Genomic DNA, 15,351 nt, shown 5'->3' with positions numbered 1-15,351 from the left:
AATTTTCAACTCAAACTCCATGTCGGTAACAGCCCCCACCTTCAGCTTGCCCGCATAAAATATGAAGATTATGACCACCCTTTCAATTATAGCTGGACACGAGTGCGCTGCCGCGCAGCCGTCCCAAGTCCCGCAGGGACGACAGAAATTTGCCCACCACTTTAGTGGTGGGTTTACATCTCATCCAACTCAAGTCCCGACCGGGACGACAGAAATTCCTAAATGGAACCATCCCTTACCCACTCGCCCAACGCTTCTCATTAACCCCCAACTTCAGTTGGGGGGGAAATCCTCAAAAAGCCATCTTATCTATATCGAGCAACGCGAGGCGAGCCCCAGCGAGCATCTCCGCCTCACATAAAACCAAAATATTCATCACCGCATCCACCTTACCATCCCCAATTCCGCACTGCCCCGTTCCCGCTGAAACTTGAAACTAAAAACTTTTCCCCCAATTTTCAATCCCCCTCTGCGCCTCTGCGTCAAAAGATAAAACCCACCGCTCACAAAGTAGAACCAAATGAACCTCTCACCAAAAAAATCTCCTCGCCCCATCTCCGCGCCTCCGCGCCTCCGCGGTAAAAAGCAGCCTTCCCCAAAAGTCATAGCCATCCACTTCCGCCCCTACCAACAACCCATCTTCGACGACCGCACCGCCGGCGTCATCGTCCTCCACTGGTCGCGTCAAATCGGCAAATCCTTCATCCTCGCCGCCTGGGCCGTTGACCGCCTCATGACCCGGCCCGGACGCCTCGTCACCGTCCTCTCCAACTCCCGCGATAACGGCGCCGAATTCCTCAACCAATGCAAAGAAATTTGCCGCCTCAACAACACCGCCTTTGAAGACATAGACAATTCTTTAAATCTCGACTTTGAAGGCATGCGACTCGAACTCCGCATCCGCGTAAAAAAGAAAACCAGCCGCATCAAAGTCCTCGCCGCCAACCCCCGCACCGCCCGCGGCTTCTCCGGCGACCTCATCCTCGACGAATTCGCCTTTCACGAAAACAGCGCCGAAATTTGGGAAGCCGCCGAACCCATCCTCGCAAGCAATTCCGATTTCCTCTGCCGCATCGCCTCCACCGGCAACGGCAAACACAACATGTTCTACCGCCTCGCCGCCCCGGCGAAAGACGGCGTCAACCACCTCGGCCTTGGCCTCAGCCAAAGCGGATTCGTCCTCAGCCGCGTCAGCCGCACCCTCGCCTATTCGCACGCCACAAAAATTTTCGATCCCGTCACCCGCGCCGAAATTTCCCCTGAAGCCGCCCGCGCCGCCGCGCTCGATAAACGCGCCTACGATCAAAATTACGAATGCTCCTTCGCCGATGAAAACCTCACCCTCCTCTCCCACGAACTCATCAGCGCCGCCGAACACGACGACACCGGCGAAATCGCCGAACGCGATTGGACACCCTCCCAACTCGCGCGACTCCACGCCGCCACCGGCCAGCTTTATCTCGGCTTCGATGTCGCCCGCAAATCCGACCTCTCCGTCATCACTGTAATAGAAAAATCCGGCCAGACTTTTTTCATCCGCGCCATCCTGCGCATCCGCGACATGCGCCTGCCCGACCAGCAACTGCGCCTCGGCGAAATCTGCCGCCTGCCCAAATTCCACCGCGCCGCCATAGACATGACCGGCCTCGGCTTGGGATTATTTGAATACGCCCAAAAAGAATTTGGCGTTGGAAGAATCCACGGCATCAACTTCGCCACCACCGTCCCCGCCACCCGCGCCATCCAGGCCGAAGGCAGAAAACACGAAACCGTCCGCGTCACCGAAGCCCTCGCCCTCGAACTCCTGCAAGCCTACGAACACCGTCGCATCCACCAACCCGCCGACGCTCTGCTCCGCGACGACCTGCGAAAACCCGAACGCATCGTCACCCCCGGTGGTCGCGTCAGCATCGCCGCCACCCGCGACACCACCGGCCACGCCGACCATTTCTGGAGCCTCGCCCTCGCGATAGAAGCCGCCGCCACCTCCACCGGCCCCTTCGCCTACGAACCCCTAACCCTCCGCCGCCCCAACTCACTTTAAAAGGGAGGGCGAGCGTACCCGCGAGCCGTGACCTCATTTCGGCATAAATACCGTCAAAACCAAAACACCTCCCAACGCATTCCATCCCTCTCTTCCCCAAAACTAACCTGGCAGGACGGATCTGCCACCCCGCCGCCCGCAGTCCCGCAGGGACAACCGAAAATCCAGCGCAAGGTAGGGCTGCGCTGCCGCGCAGCCGTCCCAAGTCCCGCAGGGACGGCAGATCTTAGCCCAGCAATTTATTGCTGGGTTCCTCTCCGTCGCAATTCGAGTCCCGCAGGGACGAAAGAAATCACCGATTCAACAAACGCCTTTCCTTCGTCAATGCACAATCGTCAACCGAACGCACTCGGCCCCTCTCGCCCCACGACAACGTGGGGAGAGAGCCGGAGAGAGGGGCATCTTATCCCATAACCATCACGTCAAAATGACAGAACTACCGCTCCGCCGTCCCCGTGAGTCCCCATCTGAAAACCTCAAAGAGGTTTCGCAACAAAGCCCAGGGTTGGTTCGTCCCCGAACCAACCCTGGGTCACTCACAAAAAATCCCCCCACTATATAGAGCGAAGCGAGTCGCGTCCCAAGCGCGTTACCGCCTTCCTCCCGCAAGCGCCTCAATTTTTCCACCACATCCATCATCTCACCGCCTAACCCATCACCCATCCGAATAATTGACACGCTTCTCTCCGCGACTAATGTCTATCCTCGATGGGAATAGAAAACGCATTAAACGTCGTAAATCAAATGCAAAGCCAAATAATGGACAAAATGCTGGCACTAAAAAAAGCCCGCCGCGCCGAACTCGCCGCTTTGTCCTTCACCGAAAAAATCGCCATCATCGAAAAAATGCGCGACCGCAGCCTCCAACTCGCCAACAACCCCCTGCGCCGCCGCCCCGCACCCAACGCGCGTAAATCGTAAATCGTAAATTCCCCCGTTCCGTCGCCTTTTCTTACACTTTTGTAAAACCTGCTACCCCGCCTTCTCCTCCTAAAAATCCGCCCATCAATCTGATTCTCAAATATTTAACCGCCTTTTCCTTCTTCCCGCCCTTCCCTCGGCAACCATCCTGCTCTCACCCACGTATATAAGAATGCCGGTCGCTGACGTTTCCCAAACCAGGAAAACGCCGCGCCAATTTTTTATCGCAATATGACTAAATCTCGAATCTTCAGCAATTCGTGATACAGTAACGCGCCGTTTCACGATGATGACGTTGATCCAACGCCTCTGTTCGCCGCCTCCCTCGCGCGGCCGATTTTTCTCCCCTGCGTTTTTCAGCCTCCTGTTTATTTTCCTCTGCCACATCGCCACCGCCCAAACCACCGACACCCACAAAATCCAAACCTCCAATCCCGCCCTCGCTCGCCAACTCGAATCCCGCGGCGCCCGCCTCATCGCCGATTACGGCAGCTATAAACTTTACGAATCCTCCCAACTCACCGCCGCCGACCTCACGAACGCCGCGCTCGAACTCCGCGATTCCTATAACGAAATTTCCCTCCACGCCGCCCGTCTCGATACCCGCCGCGCCGAAGTCCGCGCGCTGCGCCAGGCCGGCGGAAATTTTTCCGGCCGCCACCTCCACCTCGTTCAATTCGCCGGTCCCGTCCAAAATGATTGGCGACAGGAACTCCTCGATGCCGGCGCGCAAATCGTCACCTACATCCCCGAGAATACCTACCTCGTTTACGCCGATGCCTTCGCACTCGCGCAAATCCAAACCTTCGCCGCCGTCAAACCGCATTACCAATGGGAAGGCGCCTATCTCGCCAACTACAAAATCCATCCCCTCGCCCGCACCACCGATTCCTCCGGCAACCCGCGCGTCATCGGCACCGACCTTTTCGACGTCCAACTCGTCGCCGACCCCAACGCCAACCCCGCCACCCTGCAACTCCTTGACCGCCTCAAGCTCGCCCCCATCAAGCGCCGCCTGGAAGTCATGCAATACCTAAACCTCGTCGTCCCGCTGAACCCCAAAGACCTTTCCCTGCTCGCCGCGCAACCCGACGTCGTTAGCATCCTGCCCTTTTTTCCGCGCAAAGAACTCGACGAACGCCAGGACCAAATCGTCGCCGGAAATCTCACCGGCGGCATTCCCAACGGCCCCGGCTACCTCGCGTGGCTCGAAAGTCTTGGTTTCAATCAATCGCAATTTACCAACTTCGTAGTGGACGTCACCGACAGCGGCCTCGACAACGGCTCGACCGCGCCCAATCACTTCGGCCTCTACGCCGGCGGCGATCCCGCCAATCCCAGCCGCGTCGCCTACGCGCGCGTCGAAGGCTCGCTCAATCCCGGCGGCACGCTCGAAGGTTGCGATGGCCACGGCACCATCAACGCCCACATCATTGCCGGCTACGATGACTTCCCCAATTTCCCCTTCGCCGACAGCAGCGGATTTCATTACGGCCTCGGCGTGTGCCCCTTCGTCAGCGTCGGCTCCTCCGTGATCTTCGATCCAAATTACACCTTCCCAAATTTCACCAACCTCCAGGCCGATGCCTATCAAAACGGCGCGCGCGTCAGCAACAACAGTTTCGGCGCCGGCGCTTCCCAAGGCATCTACGACAGCGAAGCCCAAGTCTATGACCTCCTCGTGCGCAATTCCCACTCCCCCGGTTCCACCGAGCCGGGCAACCACGGCATGGTCATCGTCTTCGCCGCCGGCAACGACGGCCCCAACCCTCAAACCATTGACAGTCCCGGCTCCGCCAAAAATGTCATCTCCGTCGGCGCATCCGAAAATGTCCAACTCTTCGGCGGCTCAGACGGCAGCGACATCAGCGACGGCCAAGCCGACAACGCCAACGACCTCGTTTATTTTACCAGCCACGGCCCCTGCGCCGATGGCCGCTTCAAGCCCGACCTCGTCGCCCCCGGCACGCACATCAGCGGCGGCGTTTTTCAAGCGCTGGACGATTCCGTGGATTTTCCTAACGGCCTCGCCGATTCCTGTTTCAGCGGCAACGGCATTTCCGGCGGCCCATCCGGACCCTTCTGGCCGTTCAATCAGCAATTCTACACCGCCTCCTCCGGCACCAGTCATTCCACCCCGGCCGTCGCCGGCGGCGCCGCGCTCGTCCTCCAATATTTTTACAATCAGTTCACCAACTTGCCCAGCCCCGCGATGACCAAGGCGTTCCTCATGAACTCCGCCCGCTACCTCACCGGCCTCTATGCCGGCGATACTCTCCCCTCCGCCTCGCAAGGCATGGGCGAAATGAATCTCGGCCTGGCCTTCGACGGAACCCCGCGCATCCTTCGCGATCAACTGCCCGCCGACCTCCTCACCGCCAGCGGCCAATCCCGCACTTATCTCGGCACGATTCCCAATTCCACCAACGGCTTCCGCGTCACGCTCGCGTGGACCGATGCCCCCGGCAATATCGTCGGCAACGCCTACAATAATAATCTCGACCTCACCGTCACCATCGGCGGCGCGACTTATAAAGGCAACGTCTTCAACGGCGCCTACTCCGCGCTCGGCGGCTCGGCCGATGTGAAAAACAATGTCGAAAGCGTTTTCCTTCCGCCCGGCGTCACCGGAAATTTTTCCGTCACCGTCACCGGCACGAGCATCAATTCCGTCGGCGTGCCCAATCCCAGCAATTCCCTCAGCCAGGATTTCGCCCTCGTCATTTACAACGCCAACCTCCTGCCCGTGCCCAACCTCATCGGCGCGGGCTATCAAGTCGCCGCCGAAAATTGCTTCCCCACCAACGGCGCCATTGATCCCGGCGAACTCGTCACCGTGAATTTCTTTCTCGAAAATATCGGCACCGGCAGCACCTCGAATCTCGTCGCCACGCTCCTGCCGAACAGCGGCATCCTCCTGCCCGGTGGCGCGCAATCCTACGGCGTTATTCCCGCCGATGGCTCGATCATTAGCATGCCGTTCACCTTCACCGCCGGCGGCACTTGCGGCGGCAGCCTCACCGCCACGCTGCAAATCCAGGATGCCACCGGCTCGCTCAGCAATATTAATTTCACCCTGCCGCTCGGCCAGCTTGTCTCCTTCACCAATTTTTCCGAGAGCTTCGATGCCTTCCCCGCGCCATCGCTTCCCGGCGGCTGGGTCACGAGCAGTTCCGGCGCGCAATCCCGCTGGATCACGTCCACTACCAACAAAGATTCCCTGCCCAACGCCGCCTTCGCGGGCGATGCCTCGGGCATCGGCGAAGCCGATTTGATTTCACCGCCCATCGCCATCGTTTCGACCAACGCCCAACTCACTTTCCGCAATGCGTACAATTTGCAGAGCAGCGGCAGCGCTACCGGCGATGACGGCGGCGTGCTCGAAATTCAAATCGGCTCGGGCGCCTTCACGGACATCATCACCGCGGGCGGCAGCTTCGTCACCGGCGGCTACGTCCGCACCATCAGCAGTTCGCGCAGCAGTGGCATCGCCAACCGCCGGGCGTGGAGCGGCAATTCCGGCGGCTTCACCACCACCACCGTCACACTGCCCGCCGCTGTCGCCAGCCAAACCATTCATCTCAAATGGCGTTGCGTGACCGACGTCAATACTTCCGCCAGCGGCGGCAACATCGGCTGGTTCATTGATACGATTTCCCTGCTCGACAATATGTATGTCTGTTGCAACGACACCGCCGATGTGGCCATCAGCCAGCAAGCCTCGCCCGTCCCGGTCGCCGTCGGTTCCGATTTGAATTTTAATCTCACCGTCACCAATTCCGGCCCCATCACCGCCACCAACGTCATCGTGTCTGACACCATTCCCTCCGGCACATTCGTCATCGCAAGTCCCGGCTCAATCACCAATGGCGCGAGCATCTCCTGGAACCTTGGCGATCTTCCCGCGGGCGCGGCCACTATTCTCACGCTCACCGTCGCGCCCGAAAACCCCGGTCTCATCATCAACACCGCTGCCGTTTCGTCATCCACGTTCGATACGAACTCGCTGAACAATACCTCCACCGCCACCAGCATAGCGCAGGATCCCGTCGTCCTCACGGGTTTCGCCACCAACCAAACCGTCAACGCCGGAGCAGATGTTCAATTCGAATTCACCGCCACCGGTGCGCCCGTGATTTCTTACCAATGGTATTTCGCGAATGACCCGCTCCTTGGACAAACCAACGCCACGCTCAATCTCTTCGACGTTCAATTCACCGACTCCGGCGCTTACACCCTCGTCGTGTCGAACCTTGTCAGCGCCACCAACGCCACCGTCAACCTCACCGTCTTCGCGCCGCCCGGCATCAGCACGCCCCCGGCAAATCAAATCGTCAACGTCGGCGACAACGCCACTTTCCAGGTCACCGCCAGCGGCGCCACGCCCTTGTCTTATCAATGGTACTTCGGCACCAATCTTTTGGTCGGTGAAACAAATTTCTCGCTCACTATTTTCGACGCCCAACCCGCTCAGGCCGGAAATTATTTCGTCGTCATCTCCAACTCCATCACCAGCATCACCAGCGCGCCCGTCAGCCTCACCCTCCTCGTCGCGCCCGCCATCATCGCGCAAACCACCAACCAAATTGTCGTCGCCGGTTCCGACGCCACCTTCCAGGTGAGCGCCAGCGGTTCAGGCTCACTCAACTTCCAGTGGTATTTCGGCACCAATCTCCTCGTCGGCGAAACAAATTTCTCGCTCACCGTCTTTGCCGCCCAACCCGCTCAAGCCGGAAATTATTCCGTCATCGTTTCCAATTCAGTTGGCGTTGCGATAAGCGCGCCCATAAATCTCACCGTCCTCGTTGCGCCCTCCATCATCGCGCAAACCACCAACCAAACCGTCATCGCCGGTTCCAACGTCACCTTTCAGGTGAACGCTCTCGGCTCCGACCCGCTCAATTTCCAATGGTACTTCGGCACAAATCTTTTGGTCGGCGAAACAAATTTCTCACTCACAATTTTCTCTGCCCAACCCAGTCAGGCGGGAAATTATTCCGTCATCGTTTCCAATTCAGTTGGCGTTGCGCAAAGCGCGCCCATAAATCTCACCGTCCTCGTCGTGCCCACCATCATCGCGCAAACCACCAACCAAACCGTCATCGCCGGTTCCAACGTCACTTTCCAAGTGACTGCTCTCGGCTCGAGCCTCAGCTTCCAATGGTATTTCGGCACGAACGCCTTGTTCGCGCAAACGAACGCCACCCTGAATCTCTTCACCGTTGATCCATCGCAAGCCGGAAATTATTTCGTCATCGTCTCCAACCCCGTGAACGCCGCCACCAGCGCGCCCATCAATCTCACTGTCCTCGTTTCTGCCAGCATCACTACCCAACCTACGAACCAAATCATTCCCCTCGGCTCCAACGCCATATTCCAAGTCACCGCCGCCGGCACGTCGCTGAGTTATCAATGGTATTTCGCTGGCACAAATATTTTCGGCGCGACCGATCCCACCCTGTCCATCACCAACGCGCAAACCAATCAATGCGGCAGTTACTACGTCGTCATCACCAACACCGTTAATGTGATCACCAGTTCGGTCGCCCGCCTCATTGTCGTCACGCCGCCCGCCATTCTCACCTCGCCCACGAACCTCACCGTCTTCGTCGGCAGCAACGCCGCTTTCCAAGCCACCGCCGGCGGCATCCTCCTCAGTTACCAATGGTCCTTCAGCGGCACGAATATTAGCGACGCCACCACCAACACTCTGACCCTCACCAATATTCAACCCGCCCAATCTGGGCCGTACACTTTAACCGTAACCAACCTCGCCGGAGCCGCCACCGCCACCGCCCAACTCATCGCCACCCTCCCGCCGCTTAACATCACCGCCACCAACGGCGCCATAAACATTTCCCTCCCCAGCCAGCCCGGCCTCACCTACACCCTCCTCTACAAAGACAACCTCACCGACCCCGCCTGGACCCCGCTCTCCTCCATCCCCGGCACCGGCGACCCCATCACCCTTCAAGACCCCTCGCCCTCCACCACCGCCCGCTTCTACCGCGTCACCACCAATTAATTCCCCCCGCTCAAAAGCCGCAGGGACGAAAGAAATCGAAATCACTCCACCGGCGATGCCACCCTCCCGGCATCCTCAACCAAGGGAGGGCGAGCGTACCCGCGAGCCGTGACTAATCAAAAACCTGCACCCCTGCAAGCCGCAAAACAAAACCAAACGCATTCATCTCCCGCCCACGCGGTGCGACCGCGCAGCCGTCCGAAGTCCCGCAGGGACGACAGAACTTAGCCCAGCCATTTATGGCTGGGTTTGCATCCGTTCCACCCAAGTCCCGCAGGGACGAAAGAAATCGCAAGCACTCCACCAGCATGCCACCATCCCGGCGCCCTCAACCAAGGGAGGGCGAGCGTACTCGCGAGCCGTGACTAATCAAAAACCTGCGCCACAGCAAGCCGCATAACAAAACCAAACGCATTCATCACCCTCCCTCGCGGTGCAACCGCGCAGCCGTCCGAAGTCCCGCAGGGACGACAGAACTTAGCCCAGCCATTTATGGCTGGGTTGAATCCTCCTTCAACCAAGTCCTGCAAGGACGAAAGAACCGCTCGCCTTTTTTCCAGATCATCCACAGAATCCAAAACTTCTCATTAACCCCTAACTTCAGTTAGGGGAATAACGCCCCCAAAACCTCCCTCTCTCTATCGAGCGCAGCGAGGCGAGCCCAGGCGAGCATCTCTGGGCACCCCGCCGCCACCCAACGAACCCGCCCCTATCCATCACCCAAAGAAAAAAATTCATCACCCCTTCCGTGTTCGCTCCGTGTTCCATCCGTGGCTAAGAAAAATCCTTCTCCTAATAGCCGTCCGCAAGAACCTCCGTGTCTCCGCGGTTAAAATCCACCTCCACTCCGCAGCAAAACCACCCTCCCCACAATTATCAAAAATAATTTCTTCACCCCTCAAAATTTCCCCACTTTTTCATTCATCAAAAATCCCCCGCCAACATTGCCCCAAACCCACATTCCTCCTCTCAAAAATCGAAAATAAAAAAATCGTGTCAATCCTTCCATAGGTTACAAATTCGCGACTCCTTTTTGAGATAACAGGAGCATGACAAAACGTCATAACGTGAGAGTCGAAAGTCAGACGCCCCCGCCGGGCGCCTCCTCCGCCAGCCCTTCGCTCCCGCGTTTTTCCACCGCGCCGGACGGTGCCCATCCCACCCGGGTCCCCACCGAGTCCGCCCTCCCGACCAACCCCGCCCGCCGTCCGGCGCATTCAATTTTTCAATAACCACTCATCCCATGAACGTCCCCCAACCCACCGACCTCATCACCCCCGAGCGCATTCAACTCAGCATCCGCGCCCGCTTCAATCCCATCCCCTCGCTCACGCCCCAACTCCTCAGCGCCTACCTCGAATCCTTCCGCGTCGGTTTCTTCCGCAACATCGCCCTCACCTGGGACGCCATCGAACGCCGCGACTACAAAATCCAGGCCGTCGCCCCCAAGCGCAAAAAATCCGTCGCCCGCAATGGCTGGGAAATTCTCACCCTCGACAATTCCCCCGCCGCCCAGCAACAAAAAGCCGCGCTCGAATATTTTTACAATCACCTCACCGCCACCACCGCCCTTGAGGAAAACGAAACCGGCGGCTTGACGCCCACTTCCGCGAACGTGGAAACCGCGCCGTATCTGCCTTTCCCTTACACCGGCTTGACGCCCAGTGTCGAAGGCTCCGTGTGGCAGGTAAGCGAAGATCATTATATCCACACCGTGACCGATCCCAATTTCGGCATCGTCGTTACCGTGGATGTCCAACTCTCGAATCAATACACACTCACAATGCTTGAGAGTGATACCGACGATTTGCTTGCGACAATTGATGTCAGCCAGGTTAATTGGTTCACCCTCGTCAGCACACAAAATGGCGCGCTCGACGATCCCACGCGCCTGCTGCCCCCGCAATACACCTACGGCCCATCGCAATTCCCCGGCCCGGTTTCCATTCCGCAGTTGGGCGCGGCCGCGTGGTCCGTGCTCGTGCCCGAGCCAGTCGGCAACACCACCTGGATTCCGAACGTCTATGCCAAAGCGGTCGGCTATTTCGCGATGGCGGGAAATTATTGCGAAAAAACCTTCCTGCTGGATTACAACGGCGCGCCACTGAGCAATTCCTGTTCAAGCGGCGTGGGCACTTGCGCCGGCGAATTTATGGTTCAACCGCCGCCGCTCACCGATAGTGAAAATGCCTACGTGCTCATCGTTCCGAATTGCGTCTGTGGTTGATGCGGCACTTTAAAACTTTGTGGTGCTAATGCACTGCGCGTTTCATTATGATATCGTCGTTGGAAATCCCGGCAAACTCATAACCTTCCTTAGCTAGCGCGTTCATGGTGACATTCATGTAGAAAGAGCGATCGTCCACACGGTCAGGCTTCTTTAATTTTGCGAGTTGCGGGCCAATAAATTCAACCTGGCCGCTTGGCCTGATTATATAGCTGTTATCACGCCCGGACCATCTTATGGTGGCATACTCTGAATTTTGCCGGGGAGCTACATCGGCAGCGTCGTCTTCTTGAATGAAGCCGAGGCAAATAATCGCTGTAAAAAGGAAGGCCAATAAATACTTTTTCATTTTCTTCAATGAGTGATCTGTGCGGGTTGGCTAAGGTTGATTTGATCGGTCTTCAAATGCATATCAAAAAATACCTTTTCGGGAATATGGTCGCCTTGTTGAAAAAAGGCGCTTGGCCTAAAAAGTTTTCTTTGTACGAAGAGGTTGGTTTCTTGTGCTGAAGGCGTGGCAACTAATTCGATCATCGAGCCTTGCACCCAGCTTCCATTAAAGGAACGGTCGCCATTTCCAGCGATGGTATAAGATGTTGGGGTCTTACCGATATATTCGTTATTGATTTCGATTCTGGCTCCTTGCGGATCAGAATCTATTGCCATTTGGAATTTTTGAAGCCCGCCGCATCCGGAAGCAACTCCACAGAGTAGGCCTGAAAAGAATAAAGCAACAATTTTTGGGTGGGAAAGCGCCATCCCCTTGTATAGCCAATGAGAAAATATTCGCAACGAACATTTTCTACTGGCCGTGCGGAAAATCTTTCAGTGCAATCATTCTACTCGCGACTGCCTCCGCCGTTTCCCGCGCTTCGCACTCAATCCAATTCATCGGCAACTGCCGCCGAAACCACGTCAACTGGCGCTTGGCAAACTGTCGCGTGCGGATTTTCACCAGTTCGATGGTTTGCGCCAGGGAATGTTCGCCGCGCAAATGCTCTACCACTTGACGATAACCAATCGCCTGCATCGCGGCGCGGTTTTGTTCCAGGCCTTGCTCCAATAATTTTTTCACTTCGGCGACGAGTCCGTGCTCGAACATCCCATCCACTCGTTCGTTGATGCGCGCGTGCAAGTCCGCCGGCTGGCGCGCCAAACCCCAGATCATCGGCGGCGCTTCGCCAGTTTTATTTTGCTTTGGCCATTCGGAGCGTTGCGCGGAAAACGGTTTGCCGGTGAGCCGGATGACCTCCACGGCGCGAATCACGCGGCGCGGATTTTGCCGGTCAATTTTTTCAAACGTCGCCGGGTCTTTCTGCGATAACTCATCGAGCAACTCAACCAGTGGCGTGGCTTCCAGTTTTGCGCGCAGCGCGGCATCCGCGGGCGGCGCTTCGCCGAGGCCATCGAGGAAGGCTTTGAAATAAAGTCCCGTGCCGCCGCAAAAAATCGGACGACGCCCGCGCGCCTGAATTTCTTTCACGGCTTCGTTGGCTGATCGAACAAATTGCGCGGCATCAAACGGCTGAGTGAGTTCTGCGACATCAATCAAATGATGCCGCACGCGGCGTTGGTCGGCGGCATTCGGCTTGGCGGTCCCGATGTCCAGCCCGCGATACACCTGCATGGAATCCACTGAAATGATTTCGCCGTGGAGATGTTCGGCGAGGAGAATAGCGACCGCAGATTTACCCGTGGCCGTCGCGCCGGCCAGCCAAAGCGGACGTGTGCTCATGCGCAGATTGCGTGTTGCGCCGCCACGCGGTTCACGCCGGTTGTCCGGGTTTGATCATCACGCGCGGCAGGAAATATAAAAGCAGCAAGCCGCCAGTCACGATGCCCAGGCTGATGACTTGCGCGGGAGTCGCCACGCCCCAGAGATAATGAACCGGGTAATCGCCGCGAAAATATTCCACGAACGAACGGAGGATCGCGTAACCGACGAGATAAATCGCAAAGATTTGCCCGTCGAATTTCCGGCGATAAAACAGCCACGTGAGAAAAAAGAAAAATAGAAAGTTCAGCGCGGAATCATAAATCTCCGTGGGATGCACCGGCAGACCGTGAGTCTCGTGGTCGGCGGGAAAACGGATCGCCCACGGCAGGCTGCAAGCACGTCCGTAGCAGCAGCCATTCATCAAACAGCCGATGCGCCCGAACGCGGAGCCCAGCGCAATGCTCGGCGCCATGATGTCCGCGATCGTCCACACCGGAAGTTTTTTGCGGTAAAGATAAAACATTCCGAGCGCTATAGCCCCGATCAATCCGCCGTAAAAAACCAGTCCGCCATGCTGAATCATGAAAATTTCCGGGAAGGGATGTTCGGCGAATTGTTCGTGCCAATAGGAGATGACGTAAAGAATTCGCCCGCCAAGGATGCCGCCGACGATGAGCCACGGGCCGAAATCATAAATCACTTCGGGAGAAATTCCGACGAAGCGCGCGCGCCGCGCCGCCGTCCAAAGGCCCGTCAAAAAACCGATGGCCACGAGAATGCCGTACCAGTGAACGGTCAGCGGGCCGACTGTAAATGCAATGCTATGCACGGGCTCAACTTAATGACGGTCCCGCAGGGTGACAAGGGCGATTCGGCGAATTCTTCACGGCGAAGAATTTGTGACTTCCACGGTGCTGGCCTGCATGGCTGAGCGCGGCGGCATGGGGGGAAAAATCATTCCGGGCGGCAGCGGCGGCGAAGGCGGAAGCCGATGCACCAGACTGCGCCAGGCGTCGCGTTCGGCGGGAGATAACTCGCGCCAGCGTTCGGCTTTCTTCATGAACTCGGCGCGATCGGCGTCGCTCATGCTCGACAACCTTGCCAGCGCGTGAAAGCGTTCGGCACGATCCGCCGGGGGCAAATCCTTGAACGAGCGCAGCAACGCGGCCATTTGTTCGCGCTGAGTGTCCGGCAGCAAACCCACGGCCTTTTGTTTTTCGGCATCGGTCAACTCGAAGAAACGCTGGAAGCTCCCATACATCTGCTGGCGCTGTTCGGGCGGCAGTTGCAAAAAATTATCGAGGCTCTTGAGCGCGCCCGGCGGCATGGGCGGCAAAGGCGTATTCAAAATATTGGTGGCCGCGAGGTGATGAGTCAGGCTTTGGTCCACGAATTGTTCCATGCTCTTTTCGTATTTCAAAATATCCTTCTGCTCATCCGCTGGCAATTTGTCCCACTGCTGCAAGCGATCAATAATGGGCTGGCGTTCCGCGTCCGGCACGGCGGCAAGCGTGTTCGTGCGCATGCCCGGCGGTTGATTCATGAGCGAGAGCAGAAACCAGCGAAGCTCCGTGACGCGCAACCGCGAATCGCGGTCGTCAGGCTTCATCGCCGCATATTCCTGGAGCTTGGCGAGAATGCGTTTGCGAATTTCCGGCGGACGTTTCGACAGTTGAAGCTCACGCTCCTCGGGAGTCATCGCTAGCAATTTCCGAAACACATCCACCGGCGAAGTCACGCTCGGCATGGGCGGCAGAGTGACGGAAGCCGTGGGTGAAGGCGGAGCGGGCGGCTGGGCTTCGAGCAGCGGGGCGAATCCCGTCGCGGTGAGCGACACCAGCAGCAAAAGCAAATGGCGAACCCGCGAGGTCATTTTATTTCATCAACGCGATCAACTCGACGTCCGCCTTCGGCTGGGCATCGCTTAGTTGACGGATGGGTTCGATGTCGCCAATCGCTTCGGGATCAGACGCCGCCACGGCTGCGGTGAATTCCACGGCATTTTTCGCCAGCGCGGCGTGCGTGTTGACTTCGTGCATGTGATAACTGGCAATGCCTAAAGTAATGGCGAGCGCGGCGACGGCGGCCTTCGGCAACCAGCTTCGCAAATAGTCCCAGCCAAACCCGGCCCGCCCATTCGTGCGTTCCCGCGCCGCCTTTTCCAAGGCTGCCATCTGCAAAACGCGCGCGGTGAAATTCGATGACACCGCTGGCGCCGATGGCAAACGCTCCATCAGCCGGTTCAAGGCCGCGTCATTCTCCCACTCCTCGCGCGCCGCGGGATGCGCCGCCCAATACTTCTGCAACTCAGCGGTTTCGCTTTCCGTGAGGGGACGCCTCCAACCGCTCTCGCGTAATTGGTTGTAATCCTGTTCGTTCATAACGTCTTAGATAGGTAAAACCAGTGGGCCGACAAA

Annotated in this window: 10 protein-coding genes; 4 read left to right on the top strand and 6 right to left on the bottom strand. The window is 57.7% G+C overall.

All coding sequences use genetic code 11. From position 1 onward, the window contains the following. The first annotated feature begins 520 nt into the window (after positions 1 to 520). The 4 genes from VH413_18905 (at position 521) to VH413_18890 (ending at position 11,217) form a co-directional block, all read left to right on the top strand. Positions 521 to 2,044, top strand: a complete 1,524-nt coding sequence (locus VH413_18905; GenBank protein HEX3800771.1) for a terminase family protein — start codon at positions 521 to 523, stop codon at positions 2,042 to 2,044. 744 nt (positions 2,045 to 2,788) lie between these two features. Continuing rightward, complete coding sequence (locus VH413_18900; GenBank protein ID HEX3800770.1) at positions 2,789 to 2,965, top strand: hypothetical protein; 177 nt, start codon at positions 2,789 to 2,791, stop codon at positions 2,963 to 2,965. Between the two features lie 286 nt (positions 2,966 to 3,251). Next, positions 3,252 to 8,990 (top strand): immunoglobulin domain-containing protein, encoded by a 5,739-nt coding sequence (locus VH413_18895; GenBank protein ID HEX3800769.1) that lies wholly within the window; start codon positions 3,252 to 3,254, stop codon positions 8,988 to 8,990. Positions 8,991 to 10,233: 1,243 nt separating this feature from the next. After that, complete coding sequence (locus tag VH413_18890; GenBank protein ID HEX3800768.1) at positions 10,234 to 11,217, top strand: hypothetical protein; 984 nt, start codon at positions 10,234 to 10,236, stop codon at positions 11,215 to 11,217. A 25-nt stretch (positions 11,218 to 11,242) separates the two neighbouring features. On the opposite strand, the gene VH413_18885 is transcribed toward VH413_18890, so the two are convergent. The 6 genes from VH413_18885 to VH413_18860 are packed head-to-tail and all read right to left on the bottom strand — an operon-like array spanning position 11,243 to position 15,315. Next, the gene (locus VH413_18885; protein HEX3800767.1) at positions 11,243 to 11,566 is read right to left on the bottom strand and encodes a hypothetical protein; all 324 of its coding nucleotides are present in this window, start codon (positions 11,564 to 11,566) and stop codon (positions 11,243 to 11,245) included. A 5-nt stretch (positions 11,567 to 11,571) separates the two neighbouring features. Further along, positions 11,572 to 11,976 carry a PEGA domain-containing protein gene (locus tag VH413_18880; GenBank protein HEX3800766.1) on the bottom strand — a complete coding sequence of 135 codons (405 nt, stop codon included), beginning with the start codon at positions 11,974 to 11,976 and terminating at the stop codon, positions 11,572 to 11,574. A 43-nt stretch (positions 11,977 to 12,019) separates the two neighbouring features. Further along, positions 12,020 to 12,952 (bottom strand): tRNA (adenosine(37)-N6)-dimethylallyltransferase MiaA, encoded by a 933-nt coding sequence (miaA, locus tag VH413_18875; protein HEX3800765.1) that lies wholly within the window; start codon positions 12,950 to 12,952, stop codon positions 12,020 to 12,022. 31 nt (positions 12,953 to 12,983) lie between these two features. After that, on the bottom strand, positions 12,984 to 13,763 hold the full coding sequence (gene lgt, locus VH413_18870; GenBank protein ID HEX3800764.1) for a prolipoprotein diacylglyceryl transferase: 780 nt from the start codon (positions 13,761 to 13,763) through the stop codon (positions 12,984 to 12,986). A gap of 54 nt (positions 13,764 to 13,817) precedes the next feature. Continuing rightward, on the bottom strand, positions 13,818 to 14,807 hold the full coding sequence (locus VH413_18865) for a DUF3106 domain-containing protein (GenBank protein HEX3800763.1): 990 nt from the start codon (positions 14,805 to 14,807) through the stop codon (positions 13,818 to 13,820). Position 14,808: 1 nt separating this feature from the next. Continuing rightward, complete coding sequence (locus VH413_18860) at positions 14,809 to 15,315, bottom strand: hypothetical protein (protein HEX3800762.1); 507 nt, start codon at positions 15,313 to 15,315, stop codon at positions 14,809 to 14,811. Positions 15,316 to 15,351: the final 36 nt, after the last annotated feature.

The organism is Verrucomicrobiia bacterium (assembly GCA_036268055.1).
Classification (GTDB): Bacteria; Verrucomicrobiota; Verrucomicrobiia; order Limisphaerales; family Pedosphaeraceae; genus DATAUW01.
The sequence above is the reverse complement of the archived record's forward strand: the minus strand, read 5'-3'. Positions and strand labels throughout refer to the sequence as shown.